Raw genomic sequence first — 23,186 nt, forward strand, 5'->3', positions numbered from 1 at the left:
TTGCTCGAGCAACCAAAGTTGTTCTTTCGGGAGGTACTTATGCTAAATAAAGAACTAGAGTCAAGCCTTAACGGTGCATTCGCTCGTGCACGTGACAAACGCCACGAGTTCATGACTGTCGAACACCTCCTACTTGCATTATTGGAGAATGATGCAGCTAAGGAAGCCCTTCTAGCCTGCAAAGCGGACCTTGATGCTTTGCGTAACGAACTCGATATTTTTATCGACCAAACAACGCCGCTCATCCCAGAAAGCGATGAGACGCGCGAAACCCAGCCGACATTGAGTTTCCAGCGTGTACTTCAACGCGCCGTCTTCCATGTTCAGTCGTCTGGTCGAAGCGAAGTGACCGGGGCAAACGTTCTTGTTGCTATTTTTAGTGAGCAAGAGTCTCACGCCGCTTATCTGCTGAAAAAGAATGATATCTCTCGTTTGGATATCGTTAACTTTATCTCTCATGGTATTACCAAAGCTTCTGGTTCAAGCGAAGACTCTTCTTCGTCCGACTCTTTTGGCTCGGAAGCGCCTGAAGAAACCAACCCAGAAGAACGTTTAGAAAGCTTTGCTACAAATCTAAACCAAGTTGCAAAAGCCGGTAATATCGACCCTCTTATTGGTCGTGATAAAGAGCTAGAGCGTACAATCCAAGTACTTTGTCGCCGCCGCAAAAATAACCCATTACTTGTGGGTGAAGCTGGCGTAGGTAAAACGGCGATTGCCGAAGGTCTCGCTTGGAGAATCGTTGAGGGGCAGGTTCCTGAAGTGATTCAAAACAGTGTGATTTACTCACTGGATATTGGCTCTTTACTCGCTGGTACTAAATACCGTGGTGATTTCGAGAAGCGCTTTAAGTCTGTGTTAAAGCAGCTAGAGAAAGAAGAAGACGCGATCCTGTTTATCGATGAAATTCATACCATCATTGGTGCGGGTGCCGCTTCTGGTGGTCAAGTCGATGCCGCTAACCTGATCAAGCCTCTACTAAGTAGTGGTAAGTTGCGTTGTATCGGTTCAACGACGTACCAAGAGTACAGCAACATCTTTGAGAAAGAGCGTGCATTGTCCCGTCGTTTCCAAAAGATCGATGTGGTAGAGCCTTCTCTGGATGATACAACCAAAATCCTAATTGGTTTGAAACCTAAGTATGAAGCGCACCACGAAGTACGTTATACCAACAAAGCGTTGCGTGCAGCGGTAGAGCTGTCAGCGAAGTACATCAACGAGCGTCACTTGCCAGACAAAGCGATCGACGTTATTGATGAAGCAGGCGCCCGCAGTCGTCTAGCGCCAGCAAGTCGTCGTAAAAAGACCGTTGGTGTTGCAGACATCGAAGCGATGGTCGCTAAGATGGCACGTATTCCAGAGAAATCAGTATCATCTTCAGATAAAGACATTCTGAAGAATCTGGATGACAAGATGAAGATGCTTGTGTTTGGTCAAGATACGGCAATCGATGCGCTGTCAGAAGCAATCAAGCTATCTCGTGCTGGTCTTGGTGTGGATAACAAACCTGTTGGCTCATTCCTGTTTGCAGGTCCAACAGGCGTTGGTAAAACAGAAGTTACCGTTCAGCTTTCTAAACTGCTAGGCATTGAGCTACTGCGCTTTGATATGTCTGAATATGGTGAGCGTCACTCGGTCAGTCGCTTGATTGGTGCGCCTCCAGGTTATGTTGGCTACGACCAAGGTGGTCTATTGACGGATGCGGTGATTAAACATCCTCATTCGGTCGTGCTGCTTGATGAGATTGAAAAAGCACACCCGGATATCTTTAATTTGCTACTGCAAGTGATGGATAACGGTACGCTAACGGACAACAACGGTCGCAAAGCGGACTTCCGCAACGTGATCCTTGTAATGACCACGAACGCAGGTGTAGCTGAAACTGAGAAGAAATCGATCGGTCTTATCCAACAAGACAACAGTCATGATGCGATGGCGGAAATCAAAAAGGTATTTACCCCTGAGTTCCGTAACCGTCTAGACAATATCATTTGGTTCAATAGCCTAGATGAAACGGTTATCCATCAAGTGGTTGACAAATTCATCGTGGAGCTACAAGTGCAACTGGACGCTCGTGGTGTGTCGATGGAAGTATCGCAAGATGCGCGTCATTGGTTGGCTCACAAGGGGTACGACAAAGCGATGGGAGCTCGCCCTATGGGACGTGTTATCCAAGAGCAGCTTAAGAAACCTTTGGCGAATGAACTTCTGTTTGGATCACTGGTTGACGGTGGTACAGTGAAAGTTACGTTGGTGAAAGACGAGCTTAAGTTTGAGTACTTAAGTGAGAAAGAAGCTGCGCTTCACTAAGCTTAGGTCTTGTTGAGTTCTAAAAGCGTGCGCTTAGTCGTGCGCTTTTTTATGTCTGCTATTATATTCTCAATTAACCTCAATGAGCTTGGTTCAGCGAGAATGACTTGACTTGACTTGACTTGACTTGACTTGACTTGATTTGAAGGCGAGGCGACTATTTGAAACGCTGGCTATTTCGCTTCGTTGTCTTCCTTGCTTACTTTCGGTAAACAGAGAATCAGTGACAACGCTCTGAATCCTGTAACTTGAAGTCACTTGAGTATAGCTTGTAGCGTGAATTGAATTTCCAAAGCCAGTCTGGTTTTTAAAGCAAATGACAAGCAATAAAAAACGGAGCTACGAGCTCCGTTTTTTATTGTATTCGAAAATCAGAGATTAACGAGCACGGAAGACGATGCGACCTTTAGATAGGTCGTATGGAGTCATCTCTACAGTTACTTTATCACCAGTAAGGATACGGATGTAGTTCTTACGCATCTTGCCAGAGATATGTGCAGTCACAACGTGACCGTTTTCAAGTTCAACGCGGAACATAGTGTTTGGTAGAGTGTCAAGCACAGTGCCTTGCATCTCAATTACGTCTTCTTTAGCCATTTAATCCTCTTTAGAAATTAGGCGGTATTAGCGGGCTAATTTTGCCGCTAAACAGTAATTATGTAAAGTTGGGGCGTATTCTACCCTTGCCAACGCTGATTTACTAGCCTTTGGTGTCTCTGAAAGCGAGTTTTGTAGTTCATCGCCGGACATTCATCGATTTGATACCCTAGATACAGCCAATGTTTGTTGTGCTGTCGGCAGTATTCTAGCTGGAAAAGCACGCCTAAGGTCCCGAGAGACAAAGGATAACCTGGGTCGAAGAAGGTGTAAAACGCACTCGCACAATGCTCCATAATATCAGTGACAGCAACGGCTACTAGGCGCGCTTCGTCATCATAAACATGAAGAAAGCCAGTCGTTAACCATGTTGTTTGAGCAAATCGCGCGAACTCGTCTTCCCGAGGTGGATACATAGTACCATTTTGGTGCCGTTCGCAAATATAACGGCTGTAGAGTTCAAACCAATTTGAATCGAGCTCAGGTTTCATCTCCCAATGCAGTGCCTTTCCTTTGTTTAGCAAACGTTTCTGGCTTTTGGATGCTACGAAATCCGGTACTGCGATTCGGATTGGTTGACAAGCACTACAGTGCTGACAATGCGGCTTGTAAATGGTGTCTCCACTGCGGCGGAAACCATTAGCCATCAATACTTGATAGCTTTGCTCTGTATGCAAATCAGCATCAAGAGCTACTGCCACACGCTCTTCACGCTCAGGTAAATAGCTGCATGGATGGTTGTTGGTTAACCCAATACGAATATGTTGGAGATCTGTGCTCATGATACCGCGCCCTGCAAAATCTGTGGCTCAAACGTGCCCAAATCGGTTTTCTTATCTCTTAAAGATAGTAGTTTTTGTATGAAATCGTCGCGTTGGAGTTCAAATGCACCAAGCGATGCTAGGTGTGGGTTCATCACCTGACAATCAATCAATTGACCTTGATTTGACGCCAAGTGTTCGCACAGATACCACAATGCGATTTTTGAAGCATTGTCTTTGAGGCTAAACATCGACTCACCACAAAAAAGTCGACCGACGCTAATACCATATAGACCGCCAATTAATTGATCGTCGTGCCATACTTCTACTGAGTGACAATGACCACGCTTTGCAAGCTCGATATAAGAAGCTTGCATCTCGTCATTGAGCCAAGTCTCTTCCGCAGGGCGGGTGGAAGAGCAAAACTGAATGACACGTTCGGTTGCGTTGTTTAACGTTACTTTATACTGTTGTTTACGCTGAAACTTTTTCAAACTCTTGGAAGGCGTAAAGGTCAAAGGATCGAAAACAGCTCGTGGTGATGGACTCCACCAGAGAATTGGCTCTCCGGGACCATACCAAGGGAAAATGCCTTGTTGATAGCCACATAGGATGCGGTCGGGGTTAAGGTCGCCACCAAACGCCAATAAACCGTTTGGATCGCTCAGCGCATCATAGGGAGATGGAAAAGAGAGCGAATCATCAAGTTCAGTTAAATAGATAGCCATAAAGAGAAGTTTACCAACATCAGAGCCTATAGGAGCTTATTATGAGCAGAGAAAGACTTAATATAAAACGATGGGCATGGATCATACTGTTTTTGCCATTTTTCGCCAATGCAGCTTATGAAAGAAATGTAGCAAAACCAGTCAATCAAGTGGTGTATGGCAAAGTCGATTCTGTGCGATACATAACTCAACAAGAAGTAAAGCAATCACAAAGTAACGGTTGGGAAACGCTTCTTGGTGCCACAATTGGTGGTCTAGTTGGCAACCAATTTGGTAGTGGCACAGGTAGAGAAGTCGCAACTGCCGTGGGCGCACTCGCGGGGGCCGCAGTCGTTCGAAATCGAAATAACTACGAATACACGGTTGAGTATAAATTGGTTGAGCTGCTAATTAAGGTTGATGGCAACAAACTTATCAACGTCATTCAAGACGTTGATAATAGTATGCTGTTTAACCGTGGTGATGATGTACGCATTCTGTATTTTGATGATGGTGTCAGGGTTGATATTGCGTATTAGATATTTCTAAGTAACCTCGAGATGTTTGGGGTAGCGACAATGGCTTGGTTTGTTAGCGTGGTTAGGATTTGAAGGTTCAGTGGAGCCAAGCCAAAAGTTGGCAACCAATACACTGCGTTGTTTTCTTTGCTCTCGAGTCAATGACAACGGTCTGAACCATGCATCTTGATGTCACTTGGGTATATGTTTGTACTGCAAAAACGAAGTTGACTAATTATTCAAAAATTAGCGTAGATTTGCTCTGGTTTTGTGGTGGCTTTTTCGTTAGTCTGAATTCACGAAGAATTGTTTAGCTCTCAAAAATTGTGAAGTGAGAGCACAAAGGATTAACAACTTTTAATGGAAAGCCTAACGTTACAACCTATCAATAAAATTCAAGGGGAAGTGAACCTTCCTGGATCAAAAAGCGTTTCCAATCGAGCTTTGCTTCTTGCCGCTCTAGCAAAAGGCACGACTCGGTTGACCAACCTTCTCGACAGCGACGATATTCGCCACATGTTGAACGCTCTGACTAAGCTTGGTGTCCAGTATCAGTTGTCTGAAGACAAGACAGAATGTGTCGTAGAGGGGCTTGGTCGTCCATTTTCTGTTTCTGAACCTGTTGAGCTATTTTTGGGTAACGCAGGTACAGCAATGCGCCCATTGGCAGCAGCCTTGTGCTTAGGTGAAGGTGAATACGTTCTTACTGGCGAACCTCGCATGAAAGAACGCCCAATTGGTCACTTAGTGACAGCCTTAAAAGCAGCAGGCGCTGACGTCGAATATCTAGAGAACGAAAACTACCCACCGCTGAAAATCACTGGTACTGGACTTAAGTCTGGCTCTGTATCGATTGATGGTTCAATCTCTAGCCAATTTCTGACAGCGTTTTTAATGTCAGCACCGCTGGCTGATGGTGAGATTCGCATCAATATCGACGGTGAGTTGGTTTCTAAACCATACATCGACATTACACTCCATATCATGAAGCAGTTTGGTGTCAACGTAATCAACAATGATTACCAAGAGTTTGTGATTCCAGCTGGTCAGCAATATATCGCTCCGGGTGATTTTTTGGTGGAAGGTGATGCTTCTTCTGCTTCTTACTTTTTGGCCGCAGCCGCCATCAAGGGGGGTGAAGTAAAAGTAACCGGTATTGGTAAGAACAGCATTCAGGGAGATATCCAATTCGCTGATGCACTTGAAAAAATGGGTGCAGAAATCGAATGGGGTGATGATTACGTCATTTCTCGTGTTGGTCAGTTAAAAGGCATCGATATGGATTATAACCATATCCCTGATGCAGCAATGACTATTGCAACGACAGCGCTTTTTGCTGAAGGTACAACCGCAATTCGCAATGTATACAACTGGCGCGTAAAGGAAACGGATCGTCTTTCAGCGATGGCGACTGAGCTTCGTAAAGTCGGTGCTGAGGTAGAAGAGGGTGAGGACTACATCATCGTGAAGCCAGTCCCTAAGCTTACGCACGCAGCGATTGATACTTACGATGATCACCGCATGGCGATGTGTTTTTCATTAGTGGCACTGAGTGATACTCCAGTGACGATTAACGACCCTAAATGTACGTCAAAGACCTTCCCAGACTACTTCGATAAATTGAAGGCACTAAGCTGCTAATTCGCCTTATTGAAAGTGAAAAGCCAGAGTAGAGACTCTGGCTTTTTTATTGGAATTTGAAGCGCTTACTTGTTCAATGTGAACTCTTTTGAAAGGTGATGCGCTAGGTACTTAAACATATTGAAAACCGCAGTAGTGTTGGTTGTCGGCAGACCTTTTTCATCTAAGAAGTACTCACCTTTAAACACCAAAACACCGTCTTTTTCTTCTACACTTGTTGCGCGCATGCCTTCAATGTAGTCATCGTGCTCTTGGATGATTTGGTTCGCAATTAAAAGAAGGTCGAACTCTTCAATGTGTTTTCTATCAGACATACCATTCTCGTCATTCAATGAAACTTTAAGTGGGGGCAGTATACCCACAATTGTGAAGGGTTTGCATACTAAAAACAGTGATTGCGTGTTTTACGAACGTCACACGTTAATATAGAGGGAGTAGCGAAGCGATTCTCATCTGCAAATAGCCGATATTTCACTGGCATAACTTAAGCTTACGTTCTGATCGCGTAAGACAAATTATTTTGTGATGAGAGACAAAATTTATCGAATTCGACTAGCGAGAGGAAACTTTGCCTGCTTAGTATATGCCGCTCAAGACCTTTTGCAGTACCCTGCCTCGTCAAAGTACAAAGGCGATGAATTGTCAACCAATCGGATCTGAATTTCAAAAAAGCAGTTGATCTTCTTTTCATCTCGCACAATAGTAAAAAAAGAAGCAATGAAATAGAACATTATGCGGGTAGCTTCCTTTGTGCTAGTTACCCGCATTATTATGAAGGACGTTAGAGTCAGTTATGGGTAAATCGCTCGTTATAGTGGAGTCACCAGCCAAGGCTAAGACGATAAATAAATACCTTGGTAAAGACTTTATTGTTAAGTCTAGTGTTGGTCACGTGCGTGATCTGCCTACGGCCGGTCAAAGCACTGGTGAGAAAAAAGCCGCAGCCATTTCTACTAAAGGAATGAGCCCGGAAGAAAAAGCGCGTGTCAAAAAAGAAAAAGACCGTAAAGCTCTAATCAAAAAAATGGGGATTAACCCATATCATGACTGGGATGCGAATTACCAAATCCTTCCAGGCAAAGAAAAAGTCGTTAGCGAACTGCAAAAATTAGCCAAAGATGCTGATTACGTTTATCTCGCAACCGATTTAGACCGCGAGGGGGAAGCAATCGCATGGCACCTTCGTGAGATCATCGGTGGCGATGAAGAGCGATACAAACGCGTAGTGTTTAACGAGATCACGAAGAATGCAATCCAGCAAGCTTTCCAGACGCCTGGTGAGCTAAACATGGATGGTGTTAACGCACAACAAGCACGTCGATTCATGGACCGTGTAGTAGGTTTCATGGTTTCTCCATTGCTATGGAAGAAAGTGGCGCGTGGTCTGTCTGCTGGTCGTGTACAATCAGTAGCGGTTAAACTACTGGTTGAGCGTGAGCGTGAAATCAACGCTTTCATTCCAGAAGAATTCTGGGATATCAACGCAAATACGCACACAAAAGATAAGACGGCGTTCAAACTGCTTGTTGCGCAGAAAGATGGCGTTGCGTTTAAGCCAGTTAACGAGGCTGAAACCAAGGCGGCGATGTCGGTACTGGAAAACGCAAGCTACGAAGTATGTAAGCGTGAAGACCGCCCAACGAAAAGTAAGCCGTCTGCACCATACATTACGTCTACACTTCAGCAAGCAGCGAGTACTCGTTTAGGCTACGGCGTTAAGAAGACAATGATGCTGGCGCAGCGTCTATACGAAGCGGGTTACATCACCTATATGCGTACCGACTCAACCAACTTGAGCGCGGAAGCAGTAGATGCAGTTCGCGGTTTCATCGGTTCTGAGTTCGGTGACAAATACCTTCCAGCTAAACCGCTAACATACGGTAGCAAAGAAGGCGCACAAGAAGCGCACGAAGCAATTCGTCCTTCCGATGTTGCTGTGAAAGCTGAAGACCTACAAGGTGTTGATGCGGACGCACATAAGCTGTACGCGCTGATTTGGAATCAATTCGTTGCGTGTCAAATGACGCCTGCAGAATACGATTCAACCACCATCAGTGTGAAAGCGGCTGAGTACACGCTAAAAGCGAAAGGTCGTATTCTTAAGTTTGATGGTTGGACTCGCGTTCAACGCCCAATGGGTAAAAACGAAGATACGATTCTTCCTGCTGTTCAACTGGGCGATAAGCTAGATCTTGAATCACTAGATCCTAAACAGCACTTTACCAAGCCACCAGCACGTTTCACAGAAGCGGCGCTGGTAAAAGAACTTGAGAAGCGCGGCATTGGTCGTCCTTCTACATACGCTTCAATCATCTCTACGATCCAAGATCGCGGCTACGTAAAAGTAGAACAGCGTCGTTTCTACGCAGAGAAGATGGGCGAGATTGTTACTGACCGTCTGGATGACAGTTTCAACGATCTAATGAACTACGACTTCACTGCGCGTATGGAGCAGAAGCTTGACCAAATCGCTGAAGGCGATGTGATGTGGAAAGATGTTCTAGATAACTTCTTCACAGACTTCACTGGCGATCTAGAGAAAGCGGAGCAAGACGAGAACGAAGGCGGCATGAAGTTGAATCACATTGTGATGACAGATATCGAGTGTCCGACTTGTAGCCGTCCTATGGGTATTCGTACCGCGTCAACAGGCGTATTCCTAGGCTGTTCTGGTTACGCATTGCCACCTAAGGAGCGTTGCAAGACAACCATCAACTTGGGTGACGAAGACGGTATCATCAACGTTCTAGAAGAAGATGTGGAAACAGCAGCTCTGCGTGCTAAGAAGCGTTGTCCTATCTGTGAAACGGCGATGGACGCATACTTGATCGATGATAAACGCAAGATGCACGTTTGTGGTAACAACCCGAACTGTGAAGGCTACATCGTCGAGCATGGCGAATTCAAAGTGAAAGGCTATGATGGTCCAGTTGTTGAGTGTGACAAGTGTGGTTCTGACATGGTGCTTAAGAACGGTCGCTTCGGTAAATACATGGATTGTACAAGTGAAACGTGTAAGAACACTCGTAAGATCCTTAAGAACGGTGAAGTAGCACCGCCGAAAGAAGATCCAGTTCATTTCCCTGAACTTCCATGTGAAAACTCAGATGCGTACTTTGTTTTACGTGATGGTGCTTCTGGTCTGTTTATGGCTGCGAGTAACTTCCCTAAATCACGTGAGACTCGTGCACCATTAGTTTCTGAACTTGCTCGCTTCGAAGAACGTCTTCCTGAGAAGTTTAAGTATCTGACTACCGCGCCAACTGCGGACCCTGATGGTCGCCCTGCTGTTGTTCGCTTTAGCCGCAAGAGCAAAGAGAACTACGTGCGCACTGAAGACAATGGCAAACCAAGTGGTTGGACGGCATTGTTTATCGATGGTAAGTGGGAAATCACGGACAAGCGCAAAAAAGCGAAAGCATAATCCTAGAGATTGAATCGATAAGGCAGCTCATACGCTGCCTTATTTTTTACCTGCTATTTTATAATTCATTCATTTCACCAATCATTTTTCTTCCATTTTTCACCATTCTTGTTTTCATCCAACGGTCATAGTTTCATCGTATCCTGTCGCAAAACTGCACTTGTGTAGTTAATCGGTTTGTAAATTGTTTTCACAATGTAATCGTTTGCGTCCCATTGTGTGATCAAGATACCGTATTGAGTAAGCAACATCTGTACACTACACGGAATGGCATATTTTAAATTGTAATTTAGTTCCACTTCGATAACTTATTAGACAGATAATGCAACTGTATGCTGTTATTTAGCGCCGAAAATAAAGAATAACTAAGGCGTGTGCGTACGAGGATGTGCAATAGCTTTTTCAGTTCGTATTGTGAGGGTTCATAGAAACTCATCAATATGGACGTATTAACGTATTCGCTTGACTCCCCGAGTTCTGCTCATATCAAGCGAGTACCAGTTCCAAGCTATAACTATATGGAGAACAACGAATGGCTGGTGTTTTGGGAATGATTCTTGCTGGCGGTGAAGGCTCTCGCTTGAGACCTTTAACGGAATCCCGCAGTAAACCTTCGGTCCCTTTCGGCGGAAGTTACCGACTTATTGATTTCGCTCTGAATAACTTTGTGAATGCGGATTTAATGCGCATTTACGTCCTTACTCAATTCAAATCTCAATCTCTATTCCACCACTTGAAGAAAGGGTGGAACATCAATGGCATCACCGACCGCTTTATCGACCCAATTCCTGCGCAGATGCGTACAGGCAAGCGTTGGTATGAAGGAACGGCAGATGCTATCTACCAAAACCTGCGTTTTATGGAGTTGGCAGAACCTGATCAAGTATGTATCTTTGGTTCCGATCATATCTATAAAATGGACATTAAACAGATGTTGGCTTTCCACCAAGAGAAAGAGGCTTCGCTAACGGTTTCAGCGCTAAGAATGCCGTTATCTGAAGCGTCTCAATTTGGTGTTATCGAAGTAGACAACGAAGGTCGCATGATTGGCTTTGAAGAAAAGCCAGCTAATCCGAAATCTATCCCAGGTGATCCAGAGCACGCACTCGTGTCTATGGGTAACTATATCTTCGAAGCTCAGACACTGTTTGCCGAACTTATTGAAGATGCTGATAACGAAGCGTCAACGCACGACTTTGGCAAAGACATTATTCCTAAAATGTTCCCGCGTGGTGATGTGTTTGTTTATGACTTCAGTACCAACCGCATCACGGGTGAGAAAGAAGAAGTATATTGGCGCGATGTAGGTACGATTGATGCGTACTGGCAAGCTCATATGGATCTTCTTGAGAAAGACGCACCGTTCTCTCTATACAACCGCAAATGGCCACTTCATACTTATTACCCACCATTGCCACCAGCGACATTTACTGACTCTGTTAATGGTCGAGTTCAGATCATCGATAGCTTGGTATGTAACGGTAGCTACGTACGTGGTTCACGTATTGAAAAATCAGTATTAGGTTTCCGTAGCAACATTGCTTCGGCGTGTGACATCAGCCAGTGTATTTTGCTCGGTGATGTGAAAGTCGGGGAAGGTTGTGTGCTTCGTCGCGTGATTGTAGATAAAGACGCAGATATTGCGCCGGGTACACAAATTGGTGTAAATCTACAAGAAGATAAGAAACATTACCATGTGTCAGATGATGGCATCGTTGTAATTCCAAAAGGAGCACGTGTTGGCTACTAACAATTTGTCTGTTCTGTTTGTAGCGTCTGAAGTCGAAGGACTAATTAAAAGTGGTGGCTTGGCTGATGTAGCCAAGGCACTGCCGGAAGCCCTTCAAAATCTTCAGCAAGATGTACGAATTTCTATTCCAGCCTATACTGGCATTGAGCAACTATCGGAAGCGGAAACGGTTCTAGAAACAGAGTTAACGAGTTGGCCACATACGGCGTACCGAGTGCTTAAGTTAACGCTTGGGGATAATCCAGTTTACCTAATTGAGTGTCCGCCGTATTTCAATCGTCCTTCTATGTACGCCGAAAACAACCAAGCTTATACAGACAATGGTGAACGCTTTGCATTCTTTAGTGCAGCGTGTTTGGACATGTTACCTAAGCTTGGCTTCCAGCCGGACATTGTTCACGCTAATGACTGGCATACAGGATTAGTCCCATTCTTGCTCAAACATCGATACGGCAATGAAGCCTTCTTTGCAAACACTCGCAGCGTTATTTCAATTCACAACGCGGTGTTCAAAGGGGTATTTAGTTACGACGATGTTCAATGCCTTCCAGAGTTCCATAGTCGAAATGTGCCTGATGCAGCCGTCAGTGCCACTCACATCACCATGCTCAAAGCGGGGGTGATGAATGCAGACAAAATCAATGCAGTAAGCCCGACTTACGCAGAAGAGCTTAAGACTGAGCTAGGTAGTCATGGTATGGCGTGGGAGTTTCAACAACGCGCTGACGATTTAGTGGGTATTCTAAATGGTTGTGATTACAGTGCGTGGAATCCAGAAACGGACTCTAGTTTACCGTTGAACTACAAAGCGAACCGACAAAGCATGGTGCGTGGCAAAAACGCTTGTAAGAGAGCCCTACAAGAAAAGCTGGGTCTTGAAGCATCTGATTGCGCTATGTTTGGTATGGTTTGCCGTTTAACGCAACAAAAAGGCGTGCATTATTTGCTACCAGCATTGGCTGACTTCCTCAAACATGATGTTCAAGTTGTCGTCGTGGGGACTGGCGATCCTATCCTTGCTGCCCAACTGAGAGACGTCTCAGCACAGTTCGCTAATAAGTTGGTTTTTGTTGAAGCATACGATAATGAACTCGCACACCTTGTTGAGGCTGGCTCAGATTTCTTCCTGATGCCTTCAGAATTTGAACCTTGTGGTTTAAATCAGATCTACAGTATGGCCTATGGCACGTTGCCGATTGTTCGTGGTGTAGGCGGTTTGAAAGACAGTGTTAATGACTACGACGCAGATCTTGAAGAAGCCACAGGTTTTGTATTCTATGAGCCAACACCACAAGCGTTGTTATTGACGATGCTAAGGGCACTGTTGCTTTACGCACAGAGTCCGAACGAAGTAAGGCGTGTACAGCTTCATGCAATGCAGAAAGACTTTTGTTGGCGTAAAGCTGCGGAAGAATACTTGCAGTTGTATAGAGCCGCGTTAAATTGACGCAAAATCTTTAAAAAGTGTAACGAAAGGCACCGAATAGGGTGCCTTTATTATCTTACCCATAAGGAGTGTGGTAGCATTTATCCATTCCTGTTCACAAAGAATGTTTTTCATACTGATACATGACTCAGCCACTTTTATTCCATAAAACCTATATACACCCTACTAGCAAAGAGTGGGTCGTTTTTGTGCATGGTGCTGGTGGCAGTTCTTCGATATGGTTTAAGCAGATCAAAGCGTATAAGCAGCACTTTAACTTACTGCTGATCGACCTTCGAGGGCATGGAAAATCTAACCAACTGCTTAAAGAATTGATGACAAGTCGCTATACCTTTACGGCGGTGACTCAAGATATTCTAAAAGTTTTGGATCATCTTAAGATTCAGTCTGCGCACTTTGTCGGTATGTCTTTGGGTACTATTATTGTTCGTAATTTGGCTGAGTTAGCCTCTGAGCGAGTACGCTCTATGGTTCTTGGTGGCGCTGTTACGCGTTTAAATACTCGCTCACAAATCCTGGTGAAGTTAGGTAATCTAGGAAAGCACATTCTGCCTTATATGTGGCTGTACAAGTTGTTTGCCTACATTGTTATGCCGCAAAAAAACCAACGAGAATCACGTCACCTATTTATCCGCGAAGCAAAGAAATTGTGCCAGAAAGAATTCAAACGATGGTTCATCTTAGCCGCTGACGTTAATCCTCTGATGAAATACTTTAAAGATCGTGAACTGCCTATCCCAACATTGTATTTAATGGGTGATAGGGATTACATGTTCATCAAACCAGTTAAAGAGATGGTTGCGGTACATAAGCAAAGTGTTCTACGCGAGATTCCAGACTGTGGTCATGTGTGCAATGTAGAACGACCTGATGACTTCAATCAACACTCTATTGAGTTCATTAAGCAGCAAAGCTTAGCCGCTTAAACTTAAAATGATTGAAAAGAATAGGGGAGCTATTAAGGCTCCCCTATTTGATATCCGCATTGCCAACAAGCGCCAAATTGACCTTCATTTTGCTCCGAACATTGTGGGCACTGCCAATCTTGGTAAATAAGTTCTGCTTGTTTTCGATAGTCTTCGACGATGGCTGATGCTTTCAACTGTTGCTCCGGATGTAAAAGCCAAACATACGGGTCAGTATCATCGCTAAAAGGCAGCTCTCCCTTCAATCCGAACATGCCTTCACCTCGCACTTCGCAGGCTATTTGCTCGGTTTTAAGAAGCTCACAAACGATATGAGCTTCAGCCGGATTTTTAGCGATGTATATTTTCATTAAGCGTTTCCATTTTGTACTTGTGCAGGGCGAACCTTATTCATAACCCATTTAGCGATAATAGGGAACAAACCAAGTAGAGCAAACGATGCTAATACGGTTGGTGACACAATTCCAGAAAGACTATCAATGGTTGCTAGCTGTGTACCTGCATTCAGATAAACCGCAGTGCCAGGCAACATACCAATTTGGCTTGTTAAGTAGAATCGAGCAATAGTCATTGGTGTCAGGCCCATTAACAAGTTGATTAGGAAAAATGGAAAAACAGGGATTAAGCGTAGCGAAAACAGGTAAAATGCGCCGTCTTTTTCTACACCTTGGTTGATCGCACCTAGCTTGTTTCCAAACTTACTCTGTACCCATTCCCTCAATAGGTAGCGGCTGCTTAAAAAGGCGATCGTTGCACCGATTGTGCTGGCAAAAGAAACCAGCAGCAAACTTGTCCAGAAACCAAATAGCGCCGCACCAAGCAAAGTCACCACTGCTGCACCTGGAATCGAAAACGCAGTGATGGCAATGTAAGCAAAGAAATAAGTGGCAGCAGCGAATACGAAGTTTTCGCTAATAAAAGTGTTCAACGCTTCTTGTTGCGCCTTCGCGTTTTCTAGCGTTAGGTATTGACCAAAATTCACGCCTAAAAAGATAATCGTCGCGAGTAGGATCAGTCCTAAAATCAGTTTCTTATTCATATCAATAGCTCCGTTTGGCTTCTTAGATAATAAGACAGAATGGGGCAATAAAAAATTTCAAAAAAAAACCGCAGTTTGAAAACTGCGGCTTTTACTCAATGTCATGCTGATATAAATGCTTTAGGAAAGAGCACTCATCAATTCTTCTCGACGAGACTGAGGTACGACACTCCAATGTGTGCCTTTGATTGCACCTTCTAACGCCCAGAGCAGTTCAAGGCTTACCGTAGAGGCATGCGTATCTTGGATTGCTTTGTATGCGTTTAGCGCGCCTTCTGCTTCAAGTTGCTCTACAGAGTCAATGCCCGCTTTCTTGAGCATACGCTCAGTTGCTAGACGCAGGTTAGGTAGATCTTTCAATCGATTAGGCTTGGTGCTTGCTTGTTGTTTTTTCTCTTGCTTAGCAGTCTCGAGGGATTGCTTGGCAACTTCAATCAAGCGGTCGGTTGTGTCCCAAAGATCATCAGAAATTGCATAGTATTTCGTAACGACTGGGAAACCACGTTTCTTGTAGACGTACGGTTTTAGTCCTTGAGTCTCGAAGTCAGATGAAGTTTGTTGGTCAGCTCGAATATGAAGTTGATTGTTTACGACAAGCGCAAACATCGTTTCATCGGCGAAGAGCCCAAAACCACCAAACATTGAGCGCGACTTGATATTACCAAGTGCCTCAAACAGCTTCATTGAGTCTTTGAGTATCGGTTTATCCATGGTGTGTTATCTCGGTGTAATTAATATTACGCCACCAAAAATCAGGTCCGAGAGATTAGCAAATGCATGCAGACACAATGTCATTAAAGGGTAAACTCACTTAATGCATATTTGCCATCGGTAACCCCGCTACCTTCCATCTAATAAGATGGTTCAGGCCGGAGGCTTTGCGTCCCACCCTTTCGGATGGTTTGCCCTGTGCGTGACTCTTTGAGGATACTTCGTATATTGAATTAACATCACGTTTCAAACGTTGAAGTGTGATCTTGGTTCAGTTAATAGTGGTAATTTGATGTGTAAAGTTTCATATGCTGGAATGTATAATTGTAATACAAAAGGTCTATCAAGGATATGTGCTACCTTGAGTTAAAACAGCAACTTATCTTCGTTCTTTAAATTATTTTTCTGATGAAATGTCCAAAAAAAGTTATTTTTAGGCAATAAAAAAGCGCTCCTAGGAGCGCTTTATAAAATCAAGTGAGAGATCAGTTCAATTTCTTAACTGTATTACGCACAACGATCTCTGGTTGCATTTCGAAAACACGCTTCTCATGCTCTTTATCTTTGATGCGCTCAAGTAGGATCTCAAATGCATTTTTACCCACACGACGTTTTGGTTGGTGAATCGTCGTTAGCGGTGGAGAGAAGTACTCAGCAAGTTCGATATTGTCGTAACCGATAACAGAAATATCGTCAGGTACTTTGATACCGTTTTGTTGTAGGCGGCTCATCAAGCCAAGTGCCATTGTGTCATTGAAACAGAAAACAGCGGTTGGACGTTTGTCCATAGCACTGATGTTATCTGCAGCTAAGACAGCCGTGTCACACTCAAAGTTGCCTTCAAGAATCCAGTCTTCGTTAACGGCTAGGTTTGCTTCAGCCATGGCACGGCGGTAACCCGCAATACGTTCTTGGCAAGCTGCTTTTTCGAAGTGACCGCTCAGACAAGCAATATCAGTATGACCATTGTCGATCAGGTATTTTGTTGCGATGTAACCGCCTTCTTCTGAGTTATCGATGATCTTGTCTGCTTGTGAGCTTTCAGGACCCCAATCCATGACAACTTTAGGAATGTCTGAATGACGGTCAAGCATCTCTTTTAGCTCTTCCGTAAGGTCAGAACACATTACTAGAATGCCATCTACACGTTTCTCAGCTAGCATGCGGATGTAGTCACGTTGCTTCTCGTAAATACCGCCCGTGTTACATAGGATCAGAGTGTAACCTTGACGGTAACAGTAGCTCTCAACGCCGTCGATTACTTCAGAGAAGAACAGGTTGGTAGATTGAGTAACTAACATACCGATGGTACGAGTTGAGTTGCATTTTAAACTGCGCGCAACGGCACTTGGTGCGTAATTAAGTTCATCCACTGCTTTCATTACTTTTTCTTGAGTTGCTTCAGCAACAAAGCGAGTTTTATTAATTACGTGCGAAACCGTAGTGGTAGAAACGCCGGCTAAGCGAGCAACGTCTTTAATAGTGGCCATAAATGATGTCCTGTATCGAGCTACTGTAAATACCGTAGTGAAGACAACCATACGCTTAGGGTCTTGCGCAAACCGAGCAACTGCGAATAGGGGCATTGCTGAGATATTTGGCAGCGGTTGTTCCGAAATCGGTATAAAAAGGTTTGTAGCAACATTTATCGCTGAGTCTCATATTCCTTTCTTATATAAGTGAGGAATTGGTCAGCAATCCTGTTAAGAAAACACAAAAACCGCTTTATTTCAGCGGTTTACATATAAATCATATTTAATCGTTTGCGCTCACATTTTAGACTGATGCGAGCAAGCTGGCAATATTCTAGGCAGTTGTTTTGTGCCCCTGAGGTCACATTTTAACGGCTAAATTGATTGTATTTCTCTGTGCCAGATTAAAAACAAACGAATAAAATAGGGAGTCTGAATGACAGACTCCCCAAAATAGGTGGTAATTATTCACCAAGAAGGTAGGTGCTGTCCAGTTTACAAAATGCAATTAATAGTTGCGTAACGCTAATGTAGAAGCCAAATTCGTCAAATTGCTTACATTTAGCAGCAAACTGTGGCAGCCAAGTCATAAGGTGTTGTTGGATGAACTCGTTCTGTTTTCCGAACGCTTCTTCCATATGTTTATCTTGCTCTAGTTCGTTCGAGCGGATAATCATGTTGCCTAGAAAATCTAGCTCGACCGCTAAGTGGTCCGCTGGTTCTTTCAGATTTTCGTCCACTTGCACGCCAAAGTCTGCCATCAGTTTTTCCATCTCTTCTGCTGGCTTATCATTTAATAAACCAGATTCGCCGATGTACATTGAAGCATAAGGCAGTGCGCCGTGCTTTTCTGTTTTTAGAAAGAGTTCACAGAAGTCCGCTGCTAATTCTAACTGAGCGTCTTCACGGTCTTGTAAACGGTTGAGTGCATCAACAAGGGTATCAACAGCTGGTTTTAGTGATTCGTTTTCACCAAGACCCGCTAAAAAGCTTCGAATTTCAACACTGTGGTAGGTTTCTAGTTCTTTCTCTGTCAGTTCTTTTGCGAACAGGCTAGAAAACCACCAATAGATTTCTGCGCGTTTCTCGTTAAAAGCTTTCACTTCTTGCATTTTTTTGCTCCTGAATGGTTATCCCTTAAGTGTAAACAATTAAGATGAATAGCAGTAACTATAATTGTTATGCATTATTGGAAAATATGCGTATTTGTGAATGGCTGTAAATAAGCTTGCTTTGAATCAATAAAATCGCAAAATCTTGCTTTTTAATGTATCTATGACTAGAAATGTTACTAGTTATGAATAGAATACGTCTTGGAAAATAAAAAAGACAGAAAGTGGTGTAAATGAGCTATCACGTATTAGTCGTAGAAGATGATGTTGTAACTCGCAGTAAGCTCGCGGGCTATTTCCAAAATGAAGGTTACAAAGTCAGTGAAGCAGAAAGCGGCGCAGAGATGCGCGAAGTGCTTCAAGGCGGTGATGTTGACCTAATCATGCTGGATATTAACCTGCCTGGCGAAGATGGTCTTATGCTTACGCGTGAATTACGCAGCCAATCAGATATCGGCATCATATTAGTGACAGGACGCACGGATAGCATTGACAAAATCGTTGGTCTAGAAATGGGCGCAGACGATTATGTGACAAAGCCTTTTGAACTAAGGGAATTATTGGTTCGCGTGAAGAACTTGCTATGGCGCATCTCTGCGGCACGCAGCGGTTCTCAAAAAGCAGCGAACGACACTAATGAAGAACACATTGTGCGCTTCGGTGAGTGGACGTTTGATATTCAGCGTCGAGCTCTAAGCCGTAATGGTGAGCCAGTGAAACTAACCAAAGCTGAATATGAGTTATTGGTTGCACTGTCCTCGTACCCAAATCAGGTACTAAGCCGCGAGCGTATTTTGAATATGATCAGCCACCGAGTGGATGCGCCAAATGATCGTACGATTGACGTACTGATTCGCCGCATGCGCGCTAAGATGGAGTTTGATCCTAAGAACCCACAAATCTTTGTGACGGTTCACGGTGAAGGCTACATGTTTGCTGGTGATTAAATCATACCTAAAGAAAAAGGAGAGCATTGGCTCTCCTTTTTTGTTTCCGCAATTTGACCACTGAATCGTTTTTAAGTGTTTTATGGTTGTTCTACTTCAACCATTGGTGTTTGACCTACGTTATCACGCAACTTTTGCCACAACCCACCTAAATACTCATGCCAATACAACTCGGTTTGTTCTAAGTAACGAGCTTTCGGAGTGTACTTTTGCCATGGCTGTTCAATGTCATCAATTGCCATAAAGTTAGTTGGCGCAGGGATTGGCTTGATACCTGCAGCATTAAACTCGTACAAAGCACGCTTCATATGGCTTGCTGAGGTTACCAGCACAATGTCTTTTTGCTTCACAAAGGCAGCGGCTTGGCGGGCTTCTTCCCATGTGTCTTTAGCGTCTTCGAGAAGGATGATGTCGGACTTTGCGACACCAAGAGAAAGTGCCACGTTAGCCATCATGCGCGCATGACTGATTTCAGATCCACCTGCGTAACCGGACAAAATTAACTTAGCGCCAGGGTACATACGTAAAATACGAATGCCCTCGGTAAGGCGCATTAGCGCTGTACGGCTTAGTTGAGAAGTTGGTGGGATCTCATCATCGACGACATGACCATTACCAAGCACCATGACATAGTCAATGCTACCTGATACAGGTAAAAACGCTTTGTACTCGCGCTCAAGAGGCATCAGAAGCTTGGTTGAAACAGGTTGGAAGGCAACGAGGAAAATGCCGACAAAAGAGAATAGAACAACAAAGCAGCCAGTTTTACGTTTCGTGGTAAAACTAATGAGAGCAAGACCTAACAAGCCTATGATTAGCAATGCCGGAAGCGGCATTAACAAGGCTGACATTACTTTTTTCAGCTCAAACATACATAAATAGTCCGAAAAAACATCAATTGATAATAAAAATGAGGATAACCCTCTTTATTCCTGCTTTCCTTGTGACAGAATAGCGGCACAATCCGTTATGATAACTCAGCAGAAGTGACAGAAGACCGCAATTTCGACGATATCGCCCACAAATTTGCAAAAAATATTTACGGCTCCGATAAAGGGGAGATCCGACAAATCATTGTGTGGGAAGATTTTCTACAGATTCTAAGTGAATTAGACGCCGACCATCAAGCACTACAAGTCCTTGATGCTGGTGGTGGTTTAGCGCAAATGTCGCAAAAGCTTGCTAAGCTCGGACATCATGTCGCTTTGTGTGATCTATCTTCGGAAATGCTGCAACTAGCAAAGCAGGATATTGAAAAAAACGGTTTGCTTGAGCAGTATCGCCTGATTCATTCGCCTGTCCAATCCATTGCTGAACACATGGAAGCGCAGGTGGACCTTGTCATGTTCCATGCCGTTATGGAGTGGTTGGTTGATCCGAAAACCGCACTTGAAACGCTTTTGGAGCAGGTCAAACCGGGGGGCATCGCTTCGGTTATGTTCTATAACCACCACGGCTTGGTCTATAAAAATGTGGTTTGTGGCAACATTCCTCATGTTTTAGACGGCATGCCTCACCGAAAAAGATTTAAACTACAGCCACAAAAAGGGCTAAAACCTGAAGAGGTTTATCAATGGATAGAAGATTCTGGTTTTAGTATTTGTGGTAAATCTGGTATTCGTTCATTCAGTGATTACATAGGTAATATGCAATACATGGGCGATTACGAGTTTGAAGATGTGTTGGCGCTAGAAAAACAACTTTGTCGACAAGAGCCATACCTCTCATTAGGCCGCTATATTCATGTGTGGGCTAAGAAGAACGATAAACAGGAATAACGATGAGTGAGATGACTCTCAATGCTGCAGAGCAACCAATCGATGAGTTGGTTGGCTGGGTAAAGCAGCACGATTTCTCGTTGAACCTGACCACTGAGCGACTGGCATTTTTGATTGCTATCGCTGTATTAAGTAATGAAAGGTTCGATGAAGAATTGGGTGAAGGTGAATTGCACGACGCATTTGCCATCGTCACTCGACTTTTTGATGAGACGGGAGAAGCTTCGGCTTTCCGTGCGAACAATGCCATTAACGAGATGGTTAAGCAGCGTCTTATGAGCCGTTTTGTCAGTGAGATTACTGACGGAGCGAGCATTTACCGCTTGTCGCCATTAGCGATAGGAATTACCGACTACTACGTGCGCCATCGTGAGTTCTCGAAACTGCGCCTTTCTATTCAGTTGTCTATGGTCGCTGATGAAATGGCGAAAGCGATTGAAGCGGCACAAAAAGGCGGCACTCCGGGCCACTGGAAGAAGAACGTGTACGGGATATTGAAATATTCTGTAGGCGAAATCTTCGATCAAATTGATCTCAACCAACGTGTGATGGATGAGCAGCAACAATCTGTGAAACAACAGATTGCTGACCTGCTTAACAAAGACTGGCGTGAAGCAATCAACAACTGTGAAGCGCTTCTGTCAGAAACATCAAGCACGTTGCGTGAACTTCAAGATACGCTGCAAGCTGCCAGTGATGAACTGCAAACTCAGATCCTAGACATTCAAGAGATTGTCTATGGTGACCCTGAGCTTGAGTTTATCGAAGAAGCCTTGTTTGGTCTTCAGATGAAACTGGACCGAATCACAAGCTGGGGCCAGCAAGCGATCGACCTTTGGATTGGCTACGACCGACACGTGCACAAGTTCATCCGTACTGCAATTGATATGGATAAGAACCGTGCGTTTAGCTCGCGTCTGCGCCAGTCCGTTAAAGACTACTTTGATTCGCCTTGGTATCTGACTTATGCAGATGCGGAAAGGCTTTCTGACCTTCGTGATGAAGCCCTAGTACTGCGTGATGACGAGGTAACAGGTCAAGTTCCGATGGAAGTGGAATACGAAGAGTTTCAACAAGTCAATGATGAGTTGGCGGAGCGAATTGGTGACATGCTGAAAGCGCATAAAGACCAAGGCGCACCTATTGACTTGAGCGTGGTACTGCGAGATTACCTTGCACAACACCCTCATACTCATCACTTTGATTTAGCTCGCATTGTCGTTGATCAGGCGGTACGTCTGGGTTATTCAGAATCCGACTACCAAGCTGTTCAGCCAGACTGGAAAGCAATCAACGAATTTGGGGCAAAGGTACAAGCGAATGTCATCGACCGATACTAATGAATACATGTCAGAGAATCTGGCAAAAGCAATTTCTAACCCTCTGTTCCCAGCGCTAGACAGCATGCTTCGAGCAGGGCGTCATGTTTCAAGTGAAGATCTGGACAACCACGCGTTGTTGTCGGATTTCGAACTTGAGCTTTCTTCTTTCTATCAGCGCTACAACACCGAATTGGTGAAAGCGCCAGAAGGTTTCTTCTACCTCCGTCCACGTTCAACGTCTTTGATTGGTCGTAGTGTCCTTTCTGAGCTGGACATGCTGGTGGGTAAGGTACTGTGTTTCCTTTACCTAAGCCCAGAACGTCTTGCGCACGAAGGCATCTTCACTAACCAAGAATTGTACGACGAGCTACTTGCTCTGGCTGATGAAAACAAGCTGATGAAGCTAGTGACGAACCGTGCGACTGGTTCTGACCTTGATAAAGAAAAGCTGTTTGAAAAAGTACGTACGTCACTCCGTCGCCTGCGTCGCCTAGGCATGATCATCAACATCGGTGAAACCGGTAAATTCAGCATCAGTGAAGCAGTATTCCGCTTTGGTGCCGATGTACGAATTGGTGATGATATGCGTGAAGCGCAGCTACGTCTGATCCGTGATGGTGAAGCGGTAGTGCACACCAAAGAGCCAAGCCAAGGCAGCCTATTGTCTGAAGAAGATCAAGACGACCAAGCCCAAGAAGAAACAACAGAAGAGGGTGAAGCATGA

At 44.3% G+C, this 23,186-nt stretch carries 21 protein-coding genes and 1 riboswitch; of the genes, 11 read left to right on the top strand and 10 right to left on the bottom strand.

Annotated elements, in window-relative coordinates:
• Positions 1-39 precede the first annotated feature (39 nt).
• Positions 40-2,310 carry an ATP-dependent Clp protease ATP-binding subunit ClpA gene (gene clpA / locus AACR11_RS12545; protein WP_005449844.1) on the top strand — a complete coding sequence of 757 codons (2,271 nt, stop codon included), beginning with the start codon at positions 40-42 and terminating at the stop codon, positions 2,308-2,310.
• 378 nt (positions 2,311-2,688) lie between these two features.
• Here clpA and infA read toward each other — a convergent pair whose 3' ends face one another.
• From infA to aat, 3 genes are all read right to left on the bottom strand, one after another.
• A complete protein-coding gene (gene infA, locus AACR11_RS12550; protein WP_001040192.1) occupies positions 2,689-2,907 on the bottom strand; it encodes a translation initiation factor IF-1 in 219 nt (72 codons plus the stop codon).
• A gap of 80 nt (positions 2,908-2,987) precedes the next feature.
• The gene (locus tag AACR11_RS12555; protein WP_029789002.1) at positions 2,988-3,689 is read right to left on the bottom strand and encodes an arginyltransferase; all 702 of its coding nucleotides are present in this window, start codon (positions 3,687-3,689) and stop codon (positions 2,988-2,990) included.
• The gene (gene aat, locus AACR11_RS12560) at positions 3,686-4,396 is read right to left on the bottom strand and encodes a leucyl/phenylalanyl-tRNA--protein transferase (RefSeq protein WP_005450374.1); all 711 of its coding nucleotides are present in this window, start codon (positions 4,394-4,396) and stop codon (positions 3,686-3,688) included. Before aat ends, AACR11_RS12555 begins: the two co-directional genes overlap by 4 nt.
• A gap of 41 nt (positions 4,397-4,437) precedes the next feature.
• Here aat and AACR11_RS12565 point away from each other — a divergent pair, with 41 nt between their 5' ends.
• Together AACR11_RS12565 and aroA are read left to right on the top strand one after the other, a co-directional pair.
• A complete protein-coding gene (locus AACR11_RS12565; RefSeq protein WP_029789003.1) occupies positions 4,438-4,914 on the top strand; it encodes an outer membrane lipoprotein in 477 nt (158 codons plus the stop codon).
• Positions 4,915-5,253: 339 nt separating this feature from the next.
• Positions 5,254-6,534, top strand: coding sequence for a 3-phosphoshikimate 1-carboxyvinyltransferase (gene aroA, locus AACR11_RS12570; protein WP_005450370.1), 1,281 nt, complete (start codon positions 5,254-5,256; stop codon positions 6,532-6,534).
• Between the two features lie 65 nt (positions 6,535-6,599).
• On the opposite strand, the gene AACR11_RS12575 is transcribed toward aroA, so the two are convergent.
• A complete protein-coding gene (locus AACR11_RS12575; protein WP_005450369.1) occupies positions 6,600-6,848 on the bottom strand; it encodes a YciN family protein in 249 nt (82 codons plus the stop codon).
• Between the two features lie 479 nt (positions 6,849-7,327).
• On the opposite strand from AACR11_RS12575, the gene topA reads away from it, so the two are divergent.
• From topA to AACR11_RS12595, 4 genes are all read left to right on the top strand, one after another.
• Positions 7,328-9,958 (top strand): type I DNA topoisomerase, encoded by a 2,631-nt coding sequence (gene topA / locus AACR11_RS12580; RefSeq protein WP_029789004.1) that lies wholly within the window; start codon positions 7,328-7,330, stop codon positions 9,956-9,958.
• Positions 9,959-10,490: 532 nt separating this feature from the next.
• The gene (glgC, locus tag AACR11_RS12585; RefSeq protein ID WP_005450367.1) at positions 10,491-11,708 is read left to right on the top strand and encodes a glucose-1-phosphate adenylyltransferase; all 1,218 of its coding nucleotides are present in this window, start codon (positions 10,491-10,493) and stop codon (positions 11,706-11,708) included.
• Positions 11,698-13,155, top strand: coding sequence for a glycogen synthase GlgA (glgA, locus tag AACR11_RS12590; protein ID WP_029789005.1), 1,458 nt, complete (start codon positions 11,698-11,700; stop codon positions 13,153-13,155). The genes glgC and glgA overlap by 11 nt, the downstream gene beginning before the upstream one ends.
• A 122-nt stretch (positions 13,156-13,277) precedes the next feature.
• Positions 13,278-14,081, top strand: a complete 804-nt coding sequence (locus tag AACR11_RS12595; protein WP_005450365.1) for an alpha/beta fold hydrolase — start codon at positions 13,278-13,280, stop codon at positions 14,079-14,081.
• Between the two features lie 32 nt (positions 14,082-14,113).
• On the opposite strand, the gene AACR11_RS12600 is transcribed toward AACR11_RS12595, so the two are convergent.
• From AACR11_RS12600 to torD, 5 genes are all read right to left on the bottom strand, one after another.
• Complete coding sequence (locus tag AACR11_RS12600; RefSeq protein WP_005450364.1) at positions 14,114-14,431, bottom strand: putative signal transducing protein; 318 nt, start codon at positions 14,429-14,431, stop codon at positions 14,114-14,116.
• Complete coding sequence (locus AACR11_RS12605) at positions 14,431-15,120, bottom strand: TVP38/TMEM64 family protein (RefSeq protein ID WP_005450359.1); 690 nt, start codon at positions 15,118-15,120, stop codon at positions 14,431-14,433. The genes AACR11_RS12600 and AACR11_RS12605 overlap by 1 nt, the downstream gene beginning before the upstream one ends.
• Before the next feature lie 120 nt (positions 15,121-15,240).
• Positions 15,241-15,831 (bottom strand): TfoX/Sxy family DNA transformation protein, encoded by a 591-nt coding sequence (locus tag AACR11_RS12610; protein ID WP_005450356.1) that lies wholly within the window; start codon positions 15,829-15,831, stop codon positions 15,241-15,243.
• 116 nt (positions 15,832-15,947) lie between these two features.
• A riboswitch (cyclic di-GMP riboswitch) is annotated at positions 15,948-16,037 on the bottom strand.
• A gap of 279 nt (positions 16,038-16,316) precedes the next feature.
• Positions 16,317-17,321, bottom strand: coding sequence for an HTH-type transcriptional repressor PurR (purR, locus tag AACR11_RS12615; protein WP_005450353.1), 1,005 nt, complete (start codon positions 17,319-17,321; stop codon positions 16,317-16,319).
• A gap of 446 nt (positions 17,322-17,767) precedes the next feature.
• Complete coding sequence (gene torD / locus AACR11_RS12620) at positions 17,768-18,415, bottom strand: molecular chaperone TorD (protein ID WP_005450351.1); 648 nt, start codon at positions 18,413-18,415, stop codon at positions 17,768-17,770.
• A gap of 233 nt (positions 18,416-18,648) precedes the next feature.
• Here torD and torR point away from each other — a divergent pair, with 233 nt between their 5' ends.
• Positions 18,649-19,362 carry a two-component system response regulator TorR gene (gene torR / locus AACR11_RS12625; RefSeq protein WP_005450350.1) on the top strand — a complete coding sequence of 238 codons (714 nt, stop codon included), beginning with the start codon at positions 18,649-18,651 and terminating at the stop codon, positions 19,360-19,362.
• Between the two features lie 80 nt (positions 19,363-19,442).
• On the opposite strand, the gene elyC is transcribed toward torR, so the two are convergent.
• On the bottom strand, positions 19,443-20,234 hold the full coding sequence (gene elyC / locus AACR11_RS12630; RefSeq protein WP_005450349.1) for an envelope biogenesis factor ElyC: 792 nt from the start codon (positions 20,232-20,234) through the stop codon (positions 19,443-19,445).
• 114 nt (positions 20,235-20,348) lie between these two features.
• Between elyC and cmoM the strand changes: the two genes are divergently transcribed.
• The 3 genes from cmoM to mukE are packed head-to-tail and all read left to right on the top strand — an operon-like array spanning position 20,349 to position 23,186.
• Positions 20,349-21,140: a tRNA uridine 5-oxyacetic acid(34) methyltransferase CmoM gene (cmoM, locus tag AACR11_RS12635; protein ID WP_009698287.1), complete on the top strand. Its 792-nt coding sequence runs from the start codon at positions 20,349-20,351 to the stop codon at positions 21,138-21,140.
• Positions 21,141-21,142: 2 nt separating this feature from the next.
• Positions 21,143-22,480 carry a chromosome partition protein MukF gene (gene mukF, locus AACR11_RS12640; protein ID WP_009698286.1) on the top strand — a complete coding sequence of 446 codons (1,338 nt, stop codon included), beginning with the start codon at positions 21,143-21,145 and terminating at the stop codon, positions 22,478-22,480.
• Positions 22,461-23,186, top strand: coding sequence for a chromosome partition protein MukE (mukE, locus tag AACR11_RS12645; RefSeq protein WP_005450345.1), 726 nt, complete (start codon positions 22,461-22,463; stop codon positions 23,184-23,186). Before mukF ends, mukE begins: the two co-directional genes overlap by 20 nt.

It is taken from the genome of Vibrio sp. L85 (assembly GCF_963871815.1).
In the GTDB taxonomy this organism is placed as follows: Bacteria; Pseudomonadota; Gammaproteobacteria; order Enterobacterales; family Vibrionaceae; genus Vibrio; species Vibrio harveyi.

What these genes read in the sequence shown, in the direction of transcription:
- clpA (WP_005449844.1), top strand. Translation starts at nt 40, where the DNA reads ATGCTAAATAAAGAACTAGAGTCAAGCCTTAACGGTGCATTCGCTCGT.
- infA (WP_001040192.1), bottom strand. Translation starts at nt 2,907, where the DNA reads ATGGCTAAAGAAGACGTAATTGAGATGCAAGGCACTGTGCTTGACACT.
- AACR11_RS12555 (WP_029789002.1), bottom strand. Translation starts at nt 3,689, where the DNA reads ATGAGCACAGATCTCCAACATATTCGTATTGGGTTAACCAACAACCAT.
- aat (WP_005450374.1), bottom strand. Translation starts at nt 4,396, where the DNA reads ATGGCTATCTATTTAACTGAACTTGATGATTCGCTCTCTTTTCCATCT.
- AACR11_RS12565 (WP_029789003.1), top strand. Translation starts at nt 4,438, where the DNA reads ATGAGCAGAGAAAGACTTAATATAAAACGATGGGCATGGATCATACTG.
- aroA (WP_005450370.1), top strand. Translation starts at nt 5,254, where the DNA reads ATGGAAAGCCTAACGTTACAACCTATCAATAAAATTCAAGGGGAAGTG.
- AACR11_RS12575 (WP_005450369.1), bottom strand. Translation starts at nt 6,848, where the DNA reads ATGTCTGATAGAAAACACATTGAAGAGTTCGACCTTCTTTTAATTGCG.
- topA (WP_029789004.1), top strand. Translation starts at nt 7,328, where the DNA reads ATGGGTAAATCGCTCGTTATAGTGGAGTCACCAGCCAAGGCTAAGACG.
- glgC (WP_005450367.1), top strand. Translation starts at nt 10,491, where the DNA reads ATGGCTGGTGTTTTGGGAATGATTCTTGCTGGCGGTGAAGGCTCTCGC.
- AACR11_RS12595 (WP_005450365.1), top strand. Translation starts at nt 13,278, where the DNA reads ATGACTCAGCCACTTTTATTCCATAAAACCTATATACACCCTACTAGC.
- AACR11_RS12600 (WP_005450364.1), bottom strand. Translation starts at nt 14,431, where the DNA reads ATGAAAATATACATCGCTAAAAATCCGGCTGAAGCTCATATCGTTTGT.
- AACR11_RS12605 (WP_005450359.1), bottom strand. Translation starts at nt 15,120, where the DNA reads ATGAATAAGAAACTGATTTTAGGACTGATCCTACTCGCGACGATTATC.
- AACR11_RS12610 (WP_005450356.1), bottom strand. Translation starts at nt 15,831, where the DNA reads ATGGATAAACCGATACTCAAAGACTCAATGAAGCTGTTTGAGGCACTT.
- purR (WP_005450353.1), bottom strand. Translation starts at nt 17,321, where the DNA reads ATGGCCACTATTAAAGACGTTGCTCGCTTAGCCGGCGTTTCTACCACT.
- torD (WP_005450351.1), bottom strand. Translation starts at nt 18,415, where the DNA reads ATGCAAGAAGTGAAAGCTTTTAACGAGAAACGCGCAGAAATCTATTGG.
- torR (WP_005450350.1), top strand. Translation starts at nt 18,649, where the DNA reads ATGAGCTATCACGTATTAGTCGTAGAAGATGATGTTGTAACTCGCAGT.
- elyC (WP_005450349.1), bottom strand. Translation starts at nt 20,234, where the DNA reads ATGTTTGAGCTGAAAAAAGTAATGTCAGCCTTGTTAATGCCGCTTCCG.
- mukF (WP_009698286.1), top strand. Translation starts at nt 21,143, where the DNA reads ATGAGTGAGATGACTCTCAATGCTGCAGAGCAACCAATCGATGAGTTG.
- mukE (WP_005450345.1), top strand. Translation starts at nt 22,461, where the DNA reads ATGTCATCGACCGATACTAATGAATACATGTCAGAGAATCTGGCAAAA.